The sequence below is a fragment of the Liquorilactobacillus mali genome, assembly GCF_001437155.1.
Taxonomy (GTDB): domain Bacteria; phylum Bacillota; class Bacilli; order Lactobacillales; family Lactobacillaceae; genus Liquorilactobacillus; species Liquorilactobacillus mali_A.
The window spans coordinates 1-15,146 of the sequence record NZ_JQAR01000024.1 but is presented as its reverse complement, the minus strand read 5'-3'; the positions used below and the strand labels follow the sequence as shown (position 1 = coordinate 15,146).

General features: G+C 36.3%; 14 protein-coding genes. 9 read left to right on the top strand and 5 right to left on the bottom strand.

The window, feature by feature from the left end; all coding sequences use genetic code 11:
• The first annotated feature begins 190 nt into the window (after positions 1-190).
• From hemH to IV36_RS09260, 6 genes are all read left to right on the top strand, one after another.
• Positions 191-1,183: a ferrochelatase gene (gene hemH / locus IV36_RS09275; protein ID WP_056991939.1), complete on the top strand. Its 993-nt coding sequence runs from the start codon at positions 191-193 to the stop codon at positions 1,181-1,183.
• A gap of 89 nt (positions 1,184-1,272) precedes the next feature.
• Positions 1,273-1,410, top strand: coding sequence for a hypothetical protein (locus tag IV36_RS12295; RefSeq protein ID WP_169790726.1), 138 nt, complete (start codon positions 1,273-1,275; stop codon positions 1,408-1,410).
• Positions 1,410-1,553 carry a hypothetical protein gene (locus tag IV36_RS12255; RefSeq protein ID WP_235810296.1) on the top strand — a complete coding sequence of 48 codons (144 nt, stop codon included), beginning with the start codon at positions 1,410-1,412 and terminating at the stop codon, positions 1,551-1,553. Before IV36_RS12295 ends, IV36_RS12255 begins: the two co-directional genes overlap by 1 nt.
• Positions 1,554-1,925: 372 nt before the next feature.
• On the top strand, positions 1,926-3,182 hold the full coding sequence (locus IV36_RS09270) for an MFS transporter (RefSeq protein ID WP_056991937.1): 1,257 nt from the start codon (positions 1,926-1,928) through the stop codon (positions 3,180-3,182).
• A 28-nt stretch (positions 3,183-3,210) separates the two neighbouring features.
• A complete protein-coding gene (locus IV36_RS09265) occupies positions 3,211-3,681 on the top strand; it encodes an NUDIX hydrolase (RefSeq protein WP_056991935.1) in 471 nt (156 codons plus the stop codon).
• Positions 3,682-4,092: 411 nt separating this feature from the next.
• A complete protein-coding gene (locus IV36_RS09260; protein ID WP_056991933.1) occupies positions 4,093-5,460 on the top strand; it encodes an FAD-binding oxidoreductase in 1,368 nt (455 codons plus the stop codon).
• Positions 5,461-5,726: 266 nt separating this feature from the next.
• On the opposite strand, the gene argF is transcribed toward IV36_RS09260, so the two are convergent.
• From argF to argC, 5 genes are read right to left on the bottom strand one after another with little or no spacing between them, the layout of a single operon-like run.
• Positions 5,727-6,746 carry an ornithine carbamoyltransferase gene (gene argF, locus IV36_RS09255; protein ID WP_056991930.1) on the bottom strand — a complete coding sequence of 340 codons (1,020 nt, stop codon included), beginning with the start codon at positions 6,744-6,746 and terminating at the stop codon, positions 5,727-5,729.
• Between the two features lie 10 nt (positions 6,747-6,756).
• Positions 6,757-7,908 carry an acetylornithine transaminase gene (locus IV36_RS09250; protein WP_056991977.1) on the bottom strand — a complete coding sequence of 384 codons (1,152 nt, stop codon included), beginning with the start codon at positions 7,906-7,908 and terminating at the stop codon, positions 6,757-6,759.
• Positions 7,892-8,656 (bottom strand): acetylglutamate kinase, encoded by a 765-nt coding sequence (gene argB, locus IV36_RS09245; RefSeq protein WP_056991928.1) that lies wholly within the window; start codon positions 8,654-8,656, stop codon positions 7,892-7,894. The genes IV36_RS09250 and argB overlap by 17 nt, the downstream gene beginning before the upstream one ends.
• Before the next feature lie 23 nt (positions 8,657-8,679).
• Entirely contained in the window at positions 8,680-9,882 is a 1,203-nt protein-coding gene (gene argJ / locus IV36_RS09240; RefSeq protein WP_056991926.1) for a bifunctional glutamate N-acetyltransferase/amino-acid acetyltransferase ArgJ, read from the bottom strand.
• A 27-nt stretch (positions 9,883-9,909) separates the two neighbouring features.
• Entirely contained in the window at positions 9,910-10,941 is a 1,032-nt protein-coding gene (argC, locus tag IV36_RS09235) for an N-acetyl-gamma-glutamyl-phosphate reductase (RefSeq protein ID WP_056991924.1), read from the bottom strand.
• Between the two features lie 375 nt (positions 10,942-11,316).
• Between argC and IV36_RS09230 the strand changes: the two genes are divergently transcribed.
• From IV36_RS09230 to IV36_RS12440, 3 genes are all read left to right on the top strand, one after another.
• A complete protein-coding gene (locus IV36_RS09230; RefSeq protein WP_056991922.1) occupies positions 11,317-12,714 on the top strand; it encodes a hypothetical protein in 1,398 nt (465 codons plus the stop codon).
• 34 nt (positions 12,715-12,748) lie between these two features.
• Positions 12,749-14,257, top strand: coding sequence for a lectin-like domain-containing protein (locus tag IV36_RS09225; RefSeq protein ID WP_235810294.1), 1,509 nt, complete (start codon positions 12,749-12,751; stop codon positions 14,255-14,257).
• Between the two features lie 84 nt (positions 14,258-14,341).
• The gene (locus IV36_RS12440; protein ID WP_235810293.1) at positions 14,342-14,989 is read left to right on the top strand and encodes a hypothetical protein; all 648 of its coding nucleotides are present in this window, start codon (positions 14,342-14,344) and stop codon (positions 14,987-14,989) included.
• The last annotated feature ends 157 nt before the right edge of the window (positions 14,990-15,146 follow it).

The window sequence follows — 15,146 nt, the reverse complement described above, 5'->3', positions numbered from 1 at the left end:
TTATTATAGTATACATCTTGAAAAATGTAAATTGATAACAAATGAATGTTGATGAGAAAAGAAGTAATCATAAATTTTTACTTTTAATCAGTTAGTACTTATGCTAGAATTAAAAAAATAATTGAGAATGTTTATCAATTAACTATTCTTTAGTTTTTTTATGAAAGACAGCTTAAGAAGGGTGAGAAAAATGAAAAAAGGTGTTTTATTAATTAACTTAGGAACTCCAAAAACTCCTACTCCGGCTGATGTACGTGTTTACTTAAAAAAATTTTTAAGTGATCCGCGTGTGATTGATATGCCAGCATGGAAATGGAATCCAATCTTAAACTTGGCAATCTTACCACATAGACCTGAGAAGTCCGCTAAATTATATCAGGCAATATGGTCGGACGAACATGGCTCACCTTTGCTTTATTACACACAACGGCAAACAGAGATGCTGCAAGAAGAACTACCAGACTATATTGTCCGTTATGCTATGAGTTATAGTGAACCCGAAATTGCACAGGTGCTTCTTGAGATGGAACAATTGGAAGTCGACAAATTGACGATTATTCCGTTATATCCGCAATATTCCACAACAACAGTTGGCTCAGTGTTAGATGATATTAATCGCTTTTATATGGGGAGAATAAAGATCCCTAGTCTAAAGATAGTCACAGACTTTTGTGATTTTGCTCCGTATATCGATGCACTGGCAGACAAAATAAAAAGGGCGATTGATGAATTTCAACCAGACAAATTACTGTTTTCTTATCATGGAATTCCTGTGAGTTATGTTGAGAAGGGTGATCCGTATGCTGAACGGTGTAAGTTAACAACTAAACTGATAATAGAAAAATTGGGAAACATCTCATATACTGAAACGTTCCAGTCCAGATTTGGACCGGACAAGTGGTTAACACCTGCAACAGATGATACATTGAGAAAATTGCCTAAAGAAGGAGTTAAACGTGTATTAGTGGTTGCTCCAAGCTTTGTTTCAGACTGTCTTGAAACACTTCATGAACTTGAGATTGAGAATAAAGAATACTTTATGCAAAGTGGTGGTGTGGAGTTTAAGATGGTTCCAGCACTTAATGATGACAATTCTTTTACCCAAGTACTCAAGGGCCTTGTATTGAACCAAGATATTGGAATTACTTCGGAATCTGATACAAAAACAGAAAGCATACAATAGTAAGCCTTATCAATAGATTTTGAACACTATTTTACTCTATAATGTACTTAAAGGATTGCAAAGGCTTTTCTTTGTATGGGGGTGAAGGTGTGAAAAAACTAGGTTCTGGAATAGGTTTCTGGTCGAAGCTATCGCTGATTTTGGCTCTAGCCCAGTTATTAATGGCAATTTACAAAGAAATTCAAGTAGCAAGAGGTGCAAAAGTCAATAATGGGAGGCAGAAATGATGGATTTAATTAAGGGATTATTTAAGTTCGTACTTGCAGTTGGTTTGATTGTCGGCGGTATTTTAGTTGGCGGGACTATTTTTGCTTCTAAGAAGATTGATGATTTAGGTGATAAGTTACAAGAAAAGATTCATGGGAAGTAAGAATTATCCCATTAATTGAAAAGATATAATTAGATATTGCATTGCGTCACGAGTACTTCAAAATAAAAGAAGGGAGCTGGGTCAAAAATTAAATTTTGATCTAGCTCTTTTATTTCTTTTCAGATAAATATGTTTCATAAGTAAAAATCCTTCATCTAACTTTGGATAACTCATTGTAAGGACTTTACATGTTCATCTTTTGTGTTAGTACGCAAAATTTACCGGCACATGTTACACTCTCATTTTTAATTATGGTAGCGCAACCTGTTGCTGAGTTTTTACATAAGTTTGACGTACTTTTTACAAGAATAAAACACTTAGTGTCCATTTTTTATGTAGAATCAGGTTAGTTATCTAGAAGGGAGGAATCTTTTGAAATTTACTAAGGAAGAAAAAAGCTGGATTTTATACGATTGTGCTAATTCAGCCTACTCGTTGATTATTGTAACTGCAATTTTACCGGTCTACTTCAAATTTGTTGCAGGTAATGCTCATGTACCGGCAAGCGATACCACGGCATATTGGGGGTACGTAAGCTCGTTTTCTACTCTGATTATCTCGATACTTGCACCTTTTCTAGGTACATTAGGTGATTACCTTGGGAATAAAAAGCGCTTTTTTCGATATTCATTATTTATGGGTGTTATAATGACAGGGGCATTGTTTTTTGTTCCTACAGATCAATGGCAGTTGTTGCTTGTTGTGTATACTTTTTCACATATTGGATATCAAGCAGCGAATTTATTCTACGATGCATTTATCACAGATGTAACTAAAAATGAACGGAATAATTTAGTCTCATCATATGGTTTTGGAATTGGTTACATTGGAAGTGCACTGCTTTTCATGGTTGCGATGCTGCTAATTAATACTTCTACTTTTGGTTTAATTTCTTCCACTCAGACAATCAGATTAGTTTTTATGATGACAACACTTTGGTGGCTGGGATTTTCTATCCCAATGTTGCGTAATGTCGATCAGCAGTATGGGTTAGTTAAACCTCGTTCACCTCTAAAGGAAAGCTACCATAGGATGTTGGCAACATTGAAGAAAATTCGTAACTATAAACAAGTAACCGGTTTCATGATTGCCTATTTTTTCTTTATAGATGGTGTTGACACAATCGTGACTATGGCAACTGCCTTTGGAGTTGACATGGGAGTAAAGACAAGTACATTGCTGCTTGTATTGCTGGTGCTGAATATTGTGGCTTTTCCTTGTACATTGGTTTATGGCTGGTTAGCTCAAAAATATGGAACGAGAATAATGTTGCTAGTAGCCATTATTATTTATTTTTGCATCTGTTTTTATGCCCTTTTCATGAAAACGGTTCTTGATTTTTGGATTCTAGGTCTTCTGGTAGGATCTTCTCAAGGAGGAATTCAGGCACTCAGTCGTGCGTACTTTGCACGTATCATTCCAAAAAAACAGGCAAATGAATTTTTCGGTTTCTATAATATTTTTGGCAAATTTTCGACCGTTTTAGGTCCAGTTTTATTTTCTATAACGACTCAGGTGACTGGACATTCTCAGTTGGGTATCGCCAGTTTAGCACTGTTGTTTCTTTTAGGGGGCTTTTTCATGTTCCGTTTAAAGGAGGTGCCACTCACACAAGATACAAAGGAGTAGTTGCCTTTTTATCAAGGAGGAAAAAATAATGAGTAAAGATTACATTAAAATGATCAGAGGTTTAGTCGGACATACACCAATTATTTTGAATACAGCTGCAGGCATTGTGCTTAATGATAAGCACGAAGTTCTCTTGAATCTCAGGGCAGATACGCATAACTGGAGTTTGCCAGGTGGCTTTCTTGAATATGGTGAAACATATGCACAGGCTTGTGTTCGAGAGGTTAAAGAAGACAGTGGGTTGGATGTAAAAGTGGAGTTGCTGTTAAAAACTTTTGACCGCGGAACGGTGGAATACCCAAATGGTGATGTTACCCAGACAATTACACAGTTATTTTTGGTTAAACCTATTGGAGGAGGACTGCTAGAGAATCAAACCGATGAAACATTGGAGCTTGAATACTTTCCCTTCGATGAGTTGCCGGAACTGCTTAACAGACAAACTGAAGAAATGATTGCATTTGCGGGTAACTGGATAAAAGAAAATTATGATCTATGAAAATAATAAAAAACATAGCAAAGAATATTTGAACTTTAGTTTTCTTATTCGATTGTTTACAAATGAATTCTATAAACCGAATTTCTTAACCTGATCCAAAACATATTTTTTATAAAACCCTCTTGACTTTCAAAAATTAAAAATCCATAATTACATTAAAATCAAAAGATGAGTAAATTAGTCTTGAATTAAGAGAGCTGTTGTTTTGCTGGGAGATAGTTGAAAGATTGGTTGAAGATGGTCTTTATTTAAGATGATGAATTAGTAAGCGAAGTTAAACTGATTACGGAAATGCCCGTTACCGCATTAGAGTGGACTTAACAACTTAAGTTTATCAAGGTGGTACCGCGGCAAGAGTCGTCCTTCATGTGAGAAGGACGACTCTTTTTATTATAGGAAGGAAGTTAAAATATGACATTTGATATAAGAAAATTACAATTACCTACTGGAGAAATAGTAAGTGATGAGAAGATACTAGAGAGCTACGGTCAGAATAAATTTACGCAAGAGATAATCACAGGAAGTAAACCGGCTGTATTGATAAATGCTAGGAGTATTGCAGATGTACAGGAGACAGTTAAATTTGCTAATCGTGAAAAAATTGCGGTTACAGTCTATGGTGGTGGAACTTCCATTGTTAATGGTTCAGCTGGTGAAAATGGCGGAATTGTCTTGAACTTGGCAAAGTTGGACAAAATTATCGAAATTAATACAGCAGATCAGACAGCCGTGGTAGAAGCCGGAGTTCTGAATGGAACTTTAGATAAAGAAGTCCGCAAACAAGGATACTTTTTTGCACCAGATCCTGGTTCAAAACCAATAAGTACAGTTGGTGGAAACATTGCAACTAATGCTGGTGGCATGAGTTCCTTAAAGTACGGAACGACAAAACAATCAGTATTGGGACTGAAGGTTGTACTGGCTGATGGAACAGTAGTAGAAACAGGTGGACGCTGCTTTAAAAATAATGCGGGATATGACCTGACAGATTTATTTGTTGGTTCGGAGGGAACTCTTGGTGTTGTGGTGGAAGCGACAGTTAGAATCCTGCCTATTCCTTTTGGTAATTCAACAACAGGATTGGCAACATTTGCCGATATGAAGGCATTAAGTATCGCAGTTGAGAAGATATCAGCTAGTGGTCTAAACCCATCAATGATGGAAGCATTAAATAAAACTTCAATAGAAGCTCTTGATGCCCTCGAGGGAACAGATATGGGCAAAGAAGGCGCGGAAGCTTTGTTGATTTTTCAATTGGATGTAACCCCAGTTGGGGCTTTAGAGGCACTTAAGAAGACACTAGAACAAAATGACGCTTTGCATGTTTCAGTAACAGATGATCCTGAATATGCAAAACAGATTGTTAAAATACGACAGGATTATTACAAAGCAGAGGCAGCTTACGGGAGACTAGTGGTCGAAGATGTTGCAGTACCACTTTCTAAGCTGCCTGAACTTGCGGAGTTTGTAGACAATCTTAATTTTACATCACCAGTAAAGGCATTCTTAGGTGGTCATGCAGGTGACGGTAATTTCCATCCAAATATTGCAATTTCTAGAGATTTGGATACAATTCCAGAAGATGTAAAAAGCGCAATTGAGAAGATTTTTGCTTTTGCACAATCATTAGGTGGAACAATCTCAGCAGAACATGGGATTGGTGATCTAAAATATGGATGGATTGTTTCACAATTAGGACAAGAAGTTGTTGACTTACAACGCAAGGTTAAACAAGCATTCGATCCCAATAATATTTTGAATCCTGGACGCAAGATTTAAAAAGTGGTCGTTGTTGTGATTAATAGAAAACTGTATGTATAAAATGTAGTTTTTCTGGTATTTATATAATAATTAGCAAAGGAGCTAGGTCATAAATTTTGACCTAGCTCCTTCTATTAATTCTGGGTAAACGTGTTCCATGAGCTAAAATTTTTCGCCTAATCTTGCATTACTCACATAGTATTTTCTATGCCCGTAATTTTGTATTTATACTTAAATTTTACTGGTTTACCTGCTGAATTATACAGATACGTCTAATAATAACTTTATTCAAAGCATTCTTCAGGAATGAACGGATGTCCTAATGTTGCAGCCATAATTGATTTGATTGCATGCATACGGTTAGCTGCTTCTTGGAATACAACCGAATTACTGCTCTTGAAGACCTCATCTGTGATCTCAAGCGACTCCAAATTGTATTGGTCCGCTAACTTTTTTCCAATAGTCGTCTTCTTATCGTGAAATGCAGGCAAGCAATGCAGGATGATTGTATCCTCTTTACCAGTCTTTTCTACCAATTCACCATTTATCTGATAGGGAAGAAGCAGTTTAATTCTTTCACCGTAGTCGACATCTTCGCCCATCGATACCCAAACATCCGTATAAAGAGCATCGGCATTCGCTGCTGCTTTTTGAACATCATCAGTTATCAGCAGTTCTGCACCGCTTTTTTTTGCTTCTTCAAATGCTAGATTTTGAACCTCTTTTGAAGGTTGAAGAGATACAGGTGAGCCAATGTGAATATTCACGCCAAGGATTGCACCCGTCATCAAGAGACTATTGGCCATATTGTTACGCCCATCTCCTACATAAGTAAGTGTCAGCCCTTTAAGCTTACCAAAATGTTCCTTGAGCGTCATGAAATCGGCTATCATTTGTGTTGGATGCCAATCATCCGTCAAGCCATTCCAGACCGGAACGCCACTCTTTGCTGCCAATTCTGTTGCAGTTTCCTGTGAAAAGCCACGAAATTCAATTCCATCGAACATACTGCCAAGTACGATCGCAGTGTCCGCAACGGATTCTTTATTTCCAAACTGAATGTCGTTTTTACCCAAGAATTCAGGATGCGCACCTAAATCTGTTGCAGCAACAGTGAATGCTGAACGAGTTCTCGTAGATGCTTTTTCAAACAAAAGTGCAATATTTTTTCCAGCGAGGTACTGATGGGAAATATTTTGCTTCTTTAATTCTTTTAAGTGAATTGCAAAATCAATTAAGAAATTAAGTTCCTTAGCAGAAAAATCGTTTTCTTTGAGGAAAGATTTACCAAAAAAGTGATTCATATTGCACCTCCTATAAGCTCACGGTCACATTTTGTAGGACTTCTTTTATTTTTTTGACACCTTCCAATAATTCAGAACTCATAATTGTCAACGGTGGAAGAAGACGAAGAGTGTTACCTCTAGATGAAAGAGTTAGCACACCAACTTTGTGTAATTCAGTGATTACCTGATTAACAGGAATAGAAGAGTTAATATGGATACCAATCATTAAACCCTTGCCAGAAATTGAGTCAACACCTTCTAATGAAGAAATTTCTTTTTCAAGGAAGTACCAGAGAAAACTAGCTTTTTGTTGGACATCGTCTAAAAAGGTATCATCTAGTGTTTCTAATACAGCACTTGCAGCACTCATTGCAAGTGGATTGCCGCCAAAAGTTGAACCATGAGATCCAGGACCGAAAGAATCTGCTAACTCGGCTTTCCCAATCATTGCACCGACTGGAATACCATTTGCAAGGCCTTTTGCAACAGTTATAATGTCGGGATCTAAGTCATAGTTTTCATAGGCAAAGAGTTTACCGGTTCTTCCCATCCCTGTTTGAACCTCATCAATAATTAGCAATACATTAGTTTCTTTGCATTTGGCTGCGACAGCTTGCAGCCAGTCATAATCTCCAACTACGATGCCGCCTTCTCCCTGAATTACTTCCAAGATAACAGCAGCAAATGAATTATCGATTTTTTCGATCGAATCAAAATCATTGTATGTTTCAAATTCAATATCAGATAAGAATGGGCCAAATCCTTCTTTTATTTTATCGTTGCCAGTTAGTGAAAGCGAGCCATAACTTCTACCATGGAAGGAGTGGTCAAAAGCCATCATTTTACTTTTCCCGGTTGCTTTACGAGCTAATTTCAATGCTGCCTCATTAGCTTCTGTTCCGGAATTACAGAAATATACTTTTTTATCGGTACCTTTAATTAGCAATTCCGCGACGTTTTCTTGCAACTGACTTTCGTAGAGGTTTGAAGTGTGCCAGATTTTGTCTAATTGTGCACTCACTGCATCCTTGACTTTTTTCGAACTGTATCCCAAGTTGCAAACCCCAATTCCACTGGTTAAATCTAGATATTTTTTCCCCGTTTCGTCAAATAAAGTGACGCCTTCACCTTTAACTATTTCAAATGGAAATCTGTTGTATGTTTTAAAAATAGATTGCATTTTCATTAGCTCCTTCCTGAATAATAGTCGTTCCTAAAGTAGTAAGTTGGTTAGTAATCTGAACACTTGGGACACCAAGACTTAATGCACTAAAAGCTGCTTTTATCTTTGGCTGCATTCCCATGGTTATAATTTTTTGTTCTTGTAACTTTGCCGCAGTGCTAGGTGAGAGACTTCGGACGATTTCTCCCTCATGGAGAACTCCAGGAACATCTGTCATCAGATACAGTTTCTCTGCTTTTAGAAGACCCGCTATCTTTGAAGCTGCAGTATCTGCATTGACGTTCAGCCATTGTTGCTCATCTGTTAAAACCATTGGGGCCAAAACTGCGATGTGCTTGTCCAAAATCTCACCGAGTAATGTGTCATCAACTCTATCGATTTTACCAACTAAGCCGTATTTTTTTTTGTTAAGAAAGGATCCATTCAAGATGGATTCATCTGCTGCGTTCAAACCGATTGCAGGAATTTCGGCTTTCGTTAATTTCATTAATAATTGTGGCTGTGTTTGACCTAGTAATACCATTCGTGTCAATTCAAGTGTTGCTGTATCTGTGACTCGCATACCGTCAACCTTTTTAACAGGAATCTTAAGCGTGTCAGATAATTCTGAAATTTTGCTGCCGCCGCCGTGAATTATTAAAATACGTTTTTTTACCAGCATCCATTGACGAATTTGTGAGAAAAAACTTGGGGTCAATGTTTCAATTGAATTTCCACCAATTTTAATTACAATTAAGTTCTCCATCTTGAAACCTCCTTTCCTAATGATCAGCTACTGTATGTTGCATTGATTTTTACATATTCGTAAGTTAAGTCACAGCCCCATGCTTGCCCATCGTATTGACCATCATGTAAGTCAACAGTTAAAGTGATCACATCTTGTTTGAGGCTATCGCTGACTTCTTCTTTATTGAAATCGACGGCTAGACTTCGCTTAACGACTAAGAAGTCATTGATTTTAATATCGATTGTCTCGGGATTGTATGTTGCTGGAGTTGCTCCAATGGTACTGATAATTCTTCCCCAATTAGGATCTGCTCCAAAAAGTGCTGCTTTAACAAGGTTTGAACCAACAATTGCTTTAGAAATTGCTTGTGCATCCATTTTGCTTTGTGCTTCCAAAACATTTGCTTCAACTAATTTGGTTGCTCCTTCACCATCAGCAGCGATCTTTTGCGCTAATTTCTGTAAAACAAAGTGGAGTGCTTCTTTGAATGTCTGATAATCTGGACTTTCCTTAGTTAGTGTCTCATTATCCGCCATTCCATTGGCTAATGTAAGGACCATATCATTTGTTGAAGTATCACCATCAACTGTAATTTGATTGAAGGTAACATCAGTTAATTCGTTAAGCAATGACTGCAAAGTATCATCATTTACTGCAACATCTGTCGTGATAAAGGCAAGCATTGTTGCCATTTTGGGGTGAATCATCCCAGAACCTTTAGCAAAGCCAGACATTTTACAAGTAATTCCTTGTATTTTAAAAGAAATGCTAATAATTTTTTGTTTTGTATCGGTTGTCAAAATTGCTTTTGTAAGGTCAGTACTGGAAGTTAACGATAGTCCAGCAATGCCCTTTTTAATCTTTTTCATTGGTAAACATGTCCCTATTAGTCCAGTTGAAGCAACACCTACAAGTTGGGGCTCAATATTTAATTTTTCAGCAACTAATCTCTGTTCTGTGAGGACATCTTTCTCTCCTTGAAGACCTGTACAAGAATTCGCAATAGCACTATTAGCAATAATTGCTTGAAGCTTATGGCTTTGACTGACGATTTCCTTTGTTTTGGCTGTTGGAGCTGCGCAAAATTTGTTAGTTGTGTAGACTCCAGCTGCAGTAGCAGGTGTTTTGGAATATAACCAGCCAAAATCTAATTTCTCATGTTTGAGACCTATATGCTTTGCATCACTATAGAACCCCTTTGGCCATGCAAAATCTGTTTCAATAAAATTATTAGTATTTGTCATTTTTGATACTCCCTTTAGATTTATGTGCTAAGGAAAAACTGGTAATAATGGTAGACCACTAGTGGGTTCTAAGTTACAAAGGGTATTGAAGTTTTGGATAGCTTGTCCTGCAGCTCCCTTCATCAAATTATCGATTACAGAAACAATGGTAATCGTATTGGTGATTGGATTGTAGTTGATTCCAATATCACAGAAGTTAGAGCCGGTGACCTCTTTAATAGTTGGCAGATCATTTTCTCTGAAACGAACAAAAGGTGCATTATCATAAAATTGGTGAAAACATTCTAATAACTGTTCATTAGTATATTTTTCAAGTGGTTTAAGATAGATTGTTGCCATGATTCCACGAGTCACAGGAATCAGAGTTGTTGAAAATTGAATAGCTGGAATATGAGAATCCCATTCATTTAACTTTTGCATAATTTCTGGAATATGCTGGTGTTTATTCATTTTGTATAGCCATACATTTTCATTTATAAAATTGTATTGGCTACTTGAGCTTAACTTTCTCCCCGAACCCGAAACACCTGATTTTGCATCAACTATAATCGAATCTTTTTGAATCATATGTTTAATGACTAGGGGTGCTAACCCAAGCAACGTAGCAGTTGCATAACATCCAGGATTGGCAATATACTTGCTGGCTTTCTCTTCTGGAAACTCGGCTAAACCATAAGCAGCTTTTTCTAATAAGTTCACAGATGCGGCTTCTTTGTGGTACCACTTCTCATAGGTGGCGGGGTCTGTTAAACGAAAGTCACCTGATAAGTCAATTACTGGGAAACCCGCTAATATAAAGGGTTCCATCAAGTCTTTAGTAATTCCAGCAGGGGTCGCACAGAAAAGCAAATCATTATTTGCCATGATTTCTTTAGGGTTGAACGGCAAGATGGCTATATGAGCTGAAAAAAAAGCTGGAACTTCATCATCGAGGAAGCGAGAGCTCTTGCCCCCTTCATGACCATATAGATTTATTGTTTCAACATTAGGATGCTGTGACAATAAATTATAGAGAACATTGCCACTATATCCGGTTGCCCCTAAAATTGCGACGTGCATGAAATCACTCCCTTTTAATTCATTTTTTATGAATAACAATTCATTTTGATGATGATAACTATAGCTCATTTTATTTTGCATTTCAATAGTTTTTTAATAAAAAACCAATTATTTCTTAATATAATGAATAAATATTTTTTTATTAGCAAAAAAGTGCATAAAGCTTTTAACAACGGACATGTAATGAATGTTTTTAATTGTTTGAAAAAAAGAAAAAAAAGAAACCAGAATAAACTTTTGGAGCGATATAATTACTGCATGTTCGAGATAAATAAGAATTGTTTTAACAATTTTGTATAACTTTTGAAACCAATTTGATATAATTGAGAAAAACGAAAATTGAATGTTAGTTTTTTGAGTAAAGGTGTACAAATTATGGAATTTTTGAATATCTTGAATGATTTTGAACGTGACAAAATTAATCTATTTACAGCTATTTTGGATAATCCCAACAGTGAAATTGAACTTGGAAGTTTGCAAGATAGCATGAATATGTCTCGTTACAAAATTACTAATCTATTGGAGAGCCTAAATTATGATATTAAGCTGTTGACGGAGTATCCGGGTATGGTTATTAATACGCACACAGTTATTCCTGCCAAGAACTTTTCGCGTCATACATTGAGTATGACAAAAAAGTATTATTTTGAATTATCACCAATTCGAATTCTAATGGTAGAGATTCTTAGTGGGGGAGATTTTCCGAGCTTTCAAAAGATAGAGATAAAGTATTCGTGGCCAAAAACGTTTTTTTATCAACAAAAAAATAAGTATGATAAATTGTATAAGGAATTTTCGCTCACTCGTTATGCAGATGAAGAAGCTAGCTTGCGGTATTTTATTTATAATTCTTTTGTTTTTTTTGGTGCTTTTCCCCAGAAAATCGAACGATTAAGTATGAGAAATTTTAATGCTTTGCAAACTATTTCAAATATACAAAAGTTTAAGGCGGAATTAATGCTTTGGATTATAGAGAAGAGAGTATGGAACAAGAAGTTTATTTCAGATAGCAGTTTGGTTATTGCTAATGAATTGGCTGAACCTTCATTATTAAGTTTCTTACCAATATCAAGGAAAAAATTGTTGAGGGAATCATTATTCGTTATACAATTTTATTATTATACGGGAATATTTAACGTTGAGGAATTAACGGTGAATTCGTTCAAGAAGGAAGAACGCGAAAATTTCAAAAAAATCACACTAGTCTTTTTAGATGATATAAAGGATTTAATTAGCAAGAATGACAGTTATCAAGATGAGGTAGCAAAGCTTTGCAATGAGATCAGTTCACAAGTGATTTTGGATAAGATTTGTTTTATCCAGACGGATCAATTTAGTTTAAACATTCAGTACTTTGCAGATGTTTATCCCTTTTTAGATAACAAAGTAAGAAGAGTAGTCGATGAAATAGCTCAGCACTGGGTACTTCCCGACAAAAAAAGGGCATACTTTAACATAATAACTTCAATGCTTATCTCTAAAATTCCCTTTTCAAAAAGGGATCAAGTATCACTGTGTATAGATTTTTCGGGTGGACCATATGTTAATTCCTATATTCTAAGTCTTTTTAAGAGCTATGTGAATATTAATGTGAGTGTCTCAAATGTATTGACGAGTGAAACGGATTTATATCTAAGTGATCAGTATATTGAGTATCATCTGCTCAACCAAGTTATTTGGCTAAAGCCGCCAACGCCACTTGATTGGGCTGAATTGGGTGAGAAAATAGTGGAAATAAAGCAACGGAAGTATCGATCAAGTAAAACAAATTAAGAAAACTGCTACTACTGGAGTGGGGGGAAAATGCATGAGGAAAAAAGCTAGAATAAGGAAGAAAAATACTTTGGTTTTCACGAGTTTAGTTACAGGGGCTCTAATTTCTGTTCCTATTACTTCTAATATTCATGCAGCTACTCCTGAAATAAGTACAGAGGAAACAAATTCGGCAGCGGATCAATCTAGTACTGATGCGTATACGACGATTTCAAAAGATGATTTTCTGAATTACTTCACACAAAATGGGAATGCGGTTAATAATTATGATAGTTCGACTGGTATCCAGATTTTTACTACAACTACAAGCCAAGCAGGCAATATCTCTTTCAAGGGATTAATTAATTTAAACAACTCTTTTGAAATAAAAGGTGCAATCAATGTAGGAAAGAGTACAGCAACGAACAAGGTCGCTGATGGCATTGGCTTTGCCTTTTACCAAGGCGATAGGAGCCAATATAGTAGCAGTAATAATATTTATGGAGGAAATGTTGGAATATATGGTGTTCCAAGCGTATTTGGTTGGAAACTTGACACGTATGCGAATTATGGTGGGGTAGATGGTGATTCAGATGAAGGATTGTCAACACCATATGGAGCGTTTGTATCAACGGATTCAACTGGAAGAGGAACAATTGATCAGCAATCTGTGCAAGAAATGGGCTCAAGTTTTGAGAACGGTCAACTGCACGATCTGGATATAAAGTACGATGCAGCAACCAAAATACTCAGCGTTGTGCTAGACAACACAACTTTCAGTGAGAGCTTAGCTAGCAAGATAAATTCCCAAAATCCACAGTATTCATTCTCAATTGCTGCATCAACGGGCGCATTTTCAGCTGAACAAACATTTAGATTTGATTATATGAAGTATGTGGCTTCACAAAATGCGACAATCAATTATATTGATGAAAATACAGGTAAAACACTAGATTCAAGTAGTATTAGCGGAAATTCTAATTCAATAATCGAATATCCCGATGCAAAGATAGAGGATTATAAGAATGAAGGATATGAAGTTGATACTACTAAGACAGATTTGACAAGTTCCTCTCGTTTTGATGTTGATGATACAAAAGATCAGACCTTTTCGGTGTATTTGAAACACAAAACAACTAAGACGAATGCAGAGAAAACTGTGCAGCAAAAGATCAGTTATGAGTATGAGGATGGAGAAAAAGCAGCAGCCGATAGCATTCAAAAATTGGTATTTACTAATGAAGTTATAAAAGATGAAGTGACAGGTGAAACAACGAGCACATGGACACCAGAGAATGGAACCACTTTTAGCGAAGTTGTTTCACCAGAAATTAAGGGATATACTGCGGATCAGGCAACGATTCCAGAGACTGACAATATAAGTCAGAACAGCAGCGATACAGACTACGTTATTAAGTATGTGCCCAAAAATGAGCAGATTATAATACGGTTTATTGATAATTCGACTGGTAATGTGATTCTTGAAAAACAACTTAGTGGTAAGTTTGGGACAACTTCAAGCTATAAATTAACAGATGATATAGCATTAATTGAAAATCAGTGATACTTTGTTAAGTCCAGCACCCTACCAACGGATGACATTAAATTTGATCAAGATGGACAGACTACAGTTTATGAGGTCAACTTATTGCCAATTGAAATAAATCTTAATCCGGTGCCTGATCCTGATTCAAGTTCAGAATCGAGCTCGGAATCAAGTTCAGAATCAGATCAAAAAGTATATCCGCAAATTCCAATGATGGATGATATTGAAGGCTCAGATGAAAATGATGGAGATGAAGTGAGTTCAATTGAAGAACAACAAATTGAGAACGAAACAGTAAGTTACGTTTATTTTATTAATCAGGATACAGGTAAAATTGTAAAGACTGATATATTACCGAAACAAGATGGCTTTTATCCAATCAATGTTGTGGCCTCCACCATGCAAAAATATGGTTATCAGCTGCAAAATAATTGGAATGGAATTTATAACAATTCGAATGGAAACCAGAAAGATATTAAGGTGTATGTCTCAAAGAAAACAAAATCTCAAAATTTTGTTAAACCGGCAATCGAAGATTATTATACGCAGGGAAGTAACTACAGTTTCAGGGATAACATGAGTCAGAATCATAATTCATTACTCAATCAGTTTTTTAGTTCTTCAAGTAGTGCAGTTGATGTCAATCATACGCTGATTCCCAAAGTTGGCGGTGGCGGTGCAGGAACCGGACATGAAGTTGCTAAGATTCTTGCAGTTCTAGCGTATTCTGTCAATTTTAGCAGGCGATGATGCCAATATGAAAATAATTTTTTATTAGAGTTGAGTGCCATGCTGGTTTAAGGAACGTGGTTATCCGGAATAAGTAGAAGAGCCAAGTCAAAATTTAACCTTTGAAGTGCTTCATAATTGTTAGACAAAGAGTCTAATGATTGTGAGGTACTTTTTT

What these genes read in the sequence shown, in the direction of transcription:
- IV36_RS12255 (WP_235810296.1), top strand. Translation starts at nt 1,410, where the DNA reads ATGGATTTAATTAAGGGATTATTTAAGTTCGTACTTGCAGTTGGTTTG.
- hemH (WP_056991939.1), top strand. Translation starts at nt 191, where the DNA reads ATGAAAAAAGGTGTTTTATTAATTAACTTAGGAACTCCAAAAACTCCT.
- IV36_RS09225 (WP_235810294.1), top strand. Translation starts at nt 12,749, where the DNA reads ATGAGGAAAAAAGCTAGAATAAGGAAGAAAAATACTTTGGTTTTCACG.
- IV36_RS09230 (WP_056991922.1), top strand. Translation starts at nt 11,317, where the DNA reads ATGGAATTTTTGAATATCTTGAATGATTTTGAACGTGACAAAATTAAT.
- IV36_RS09260 (WP_056991933.1), top strand. Translation starts at nt 4,093, where the DNA reads ATGACATTTGATATAAGAAAATTACAATTACCTACTGGAGAAATAGTA.
- argB (WP_056991928.1), bottom strand. Translation starts at nt 8,656, where the DNA reads ATGGAGAACTTAATTGTAATTAAAATTGGTGGAAATTCAATTGAAACA.
- argJ (WP_056991926.1), bottom strand. Translation starts at nt 9,882, where the DNA reads ATGACAAATACTAATAATTTTATTGAAACAGATTTTGCATGGCCAAAG.
- IV36_RS09265 (WP_056991935.1), top strand. Translation starts at nt 3,211, where the DNA reads ATGAGTAAAGATTACATTAAAATGATCAGAGGTTTAGTCGGACATACA.
- argF (WP_056991930.1), bottom strand. Translation starts at nt 6,746, where the DNA reads ATGAATCACTTTTTTGGTAAATCTTTCCTCAAAGAAAACGATTTTTCT.
- IV36_RS09250 (WP_056991977.1), bottom strand. Translation starts at nt 7,908, where the DNA reads ATGCAATCTATTTTTAAAACATACAACAGATTTCCATTTGAAATAGTT.
- argC (WP_056991924.1), bottom strand. Translation starts at nt 10,941, where the DNA reads ATGCACGTCGCAATTTTAGGGGCAACCGGATATAGTGGCAATGTTCTC.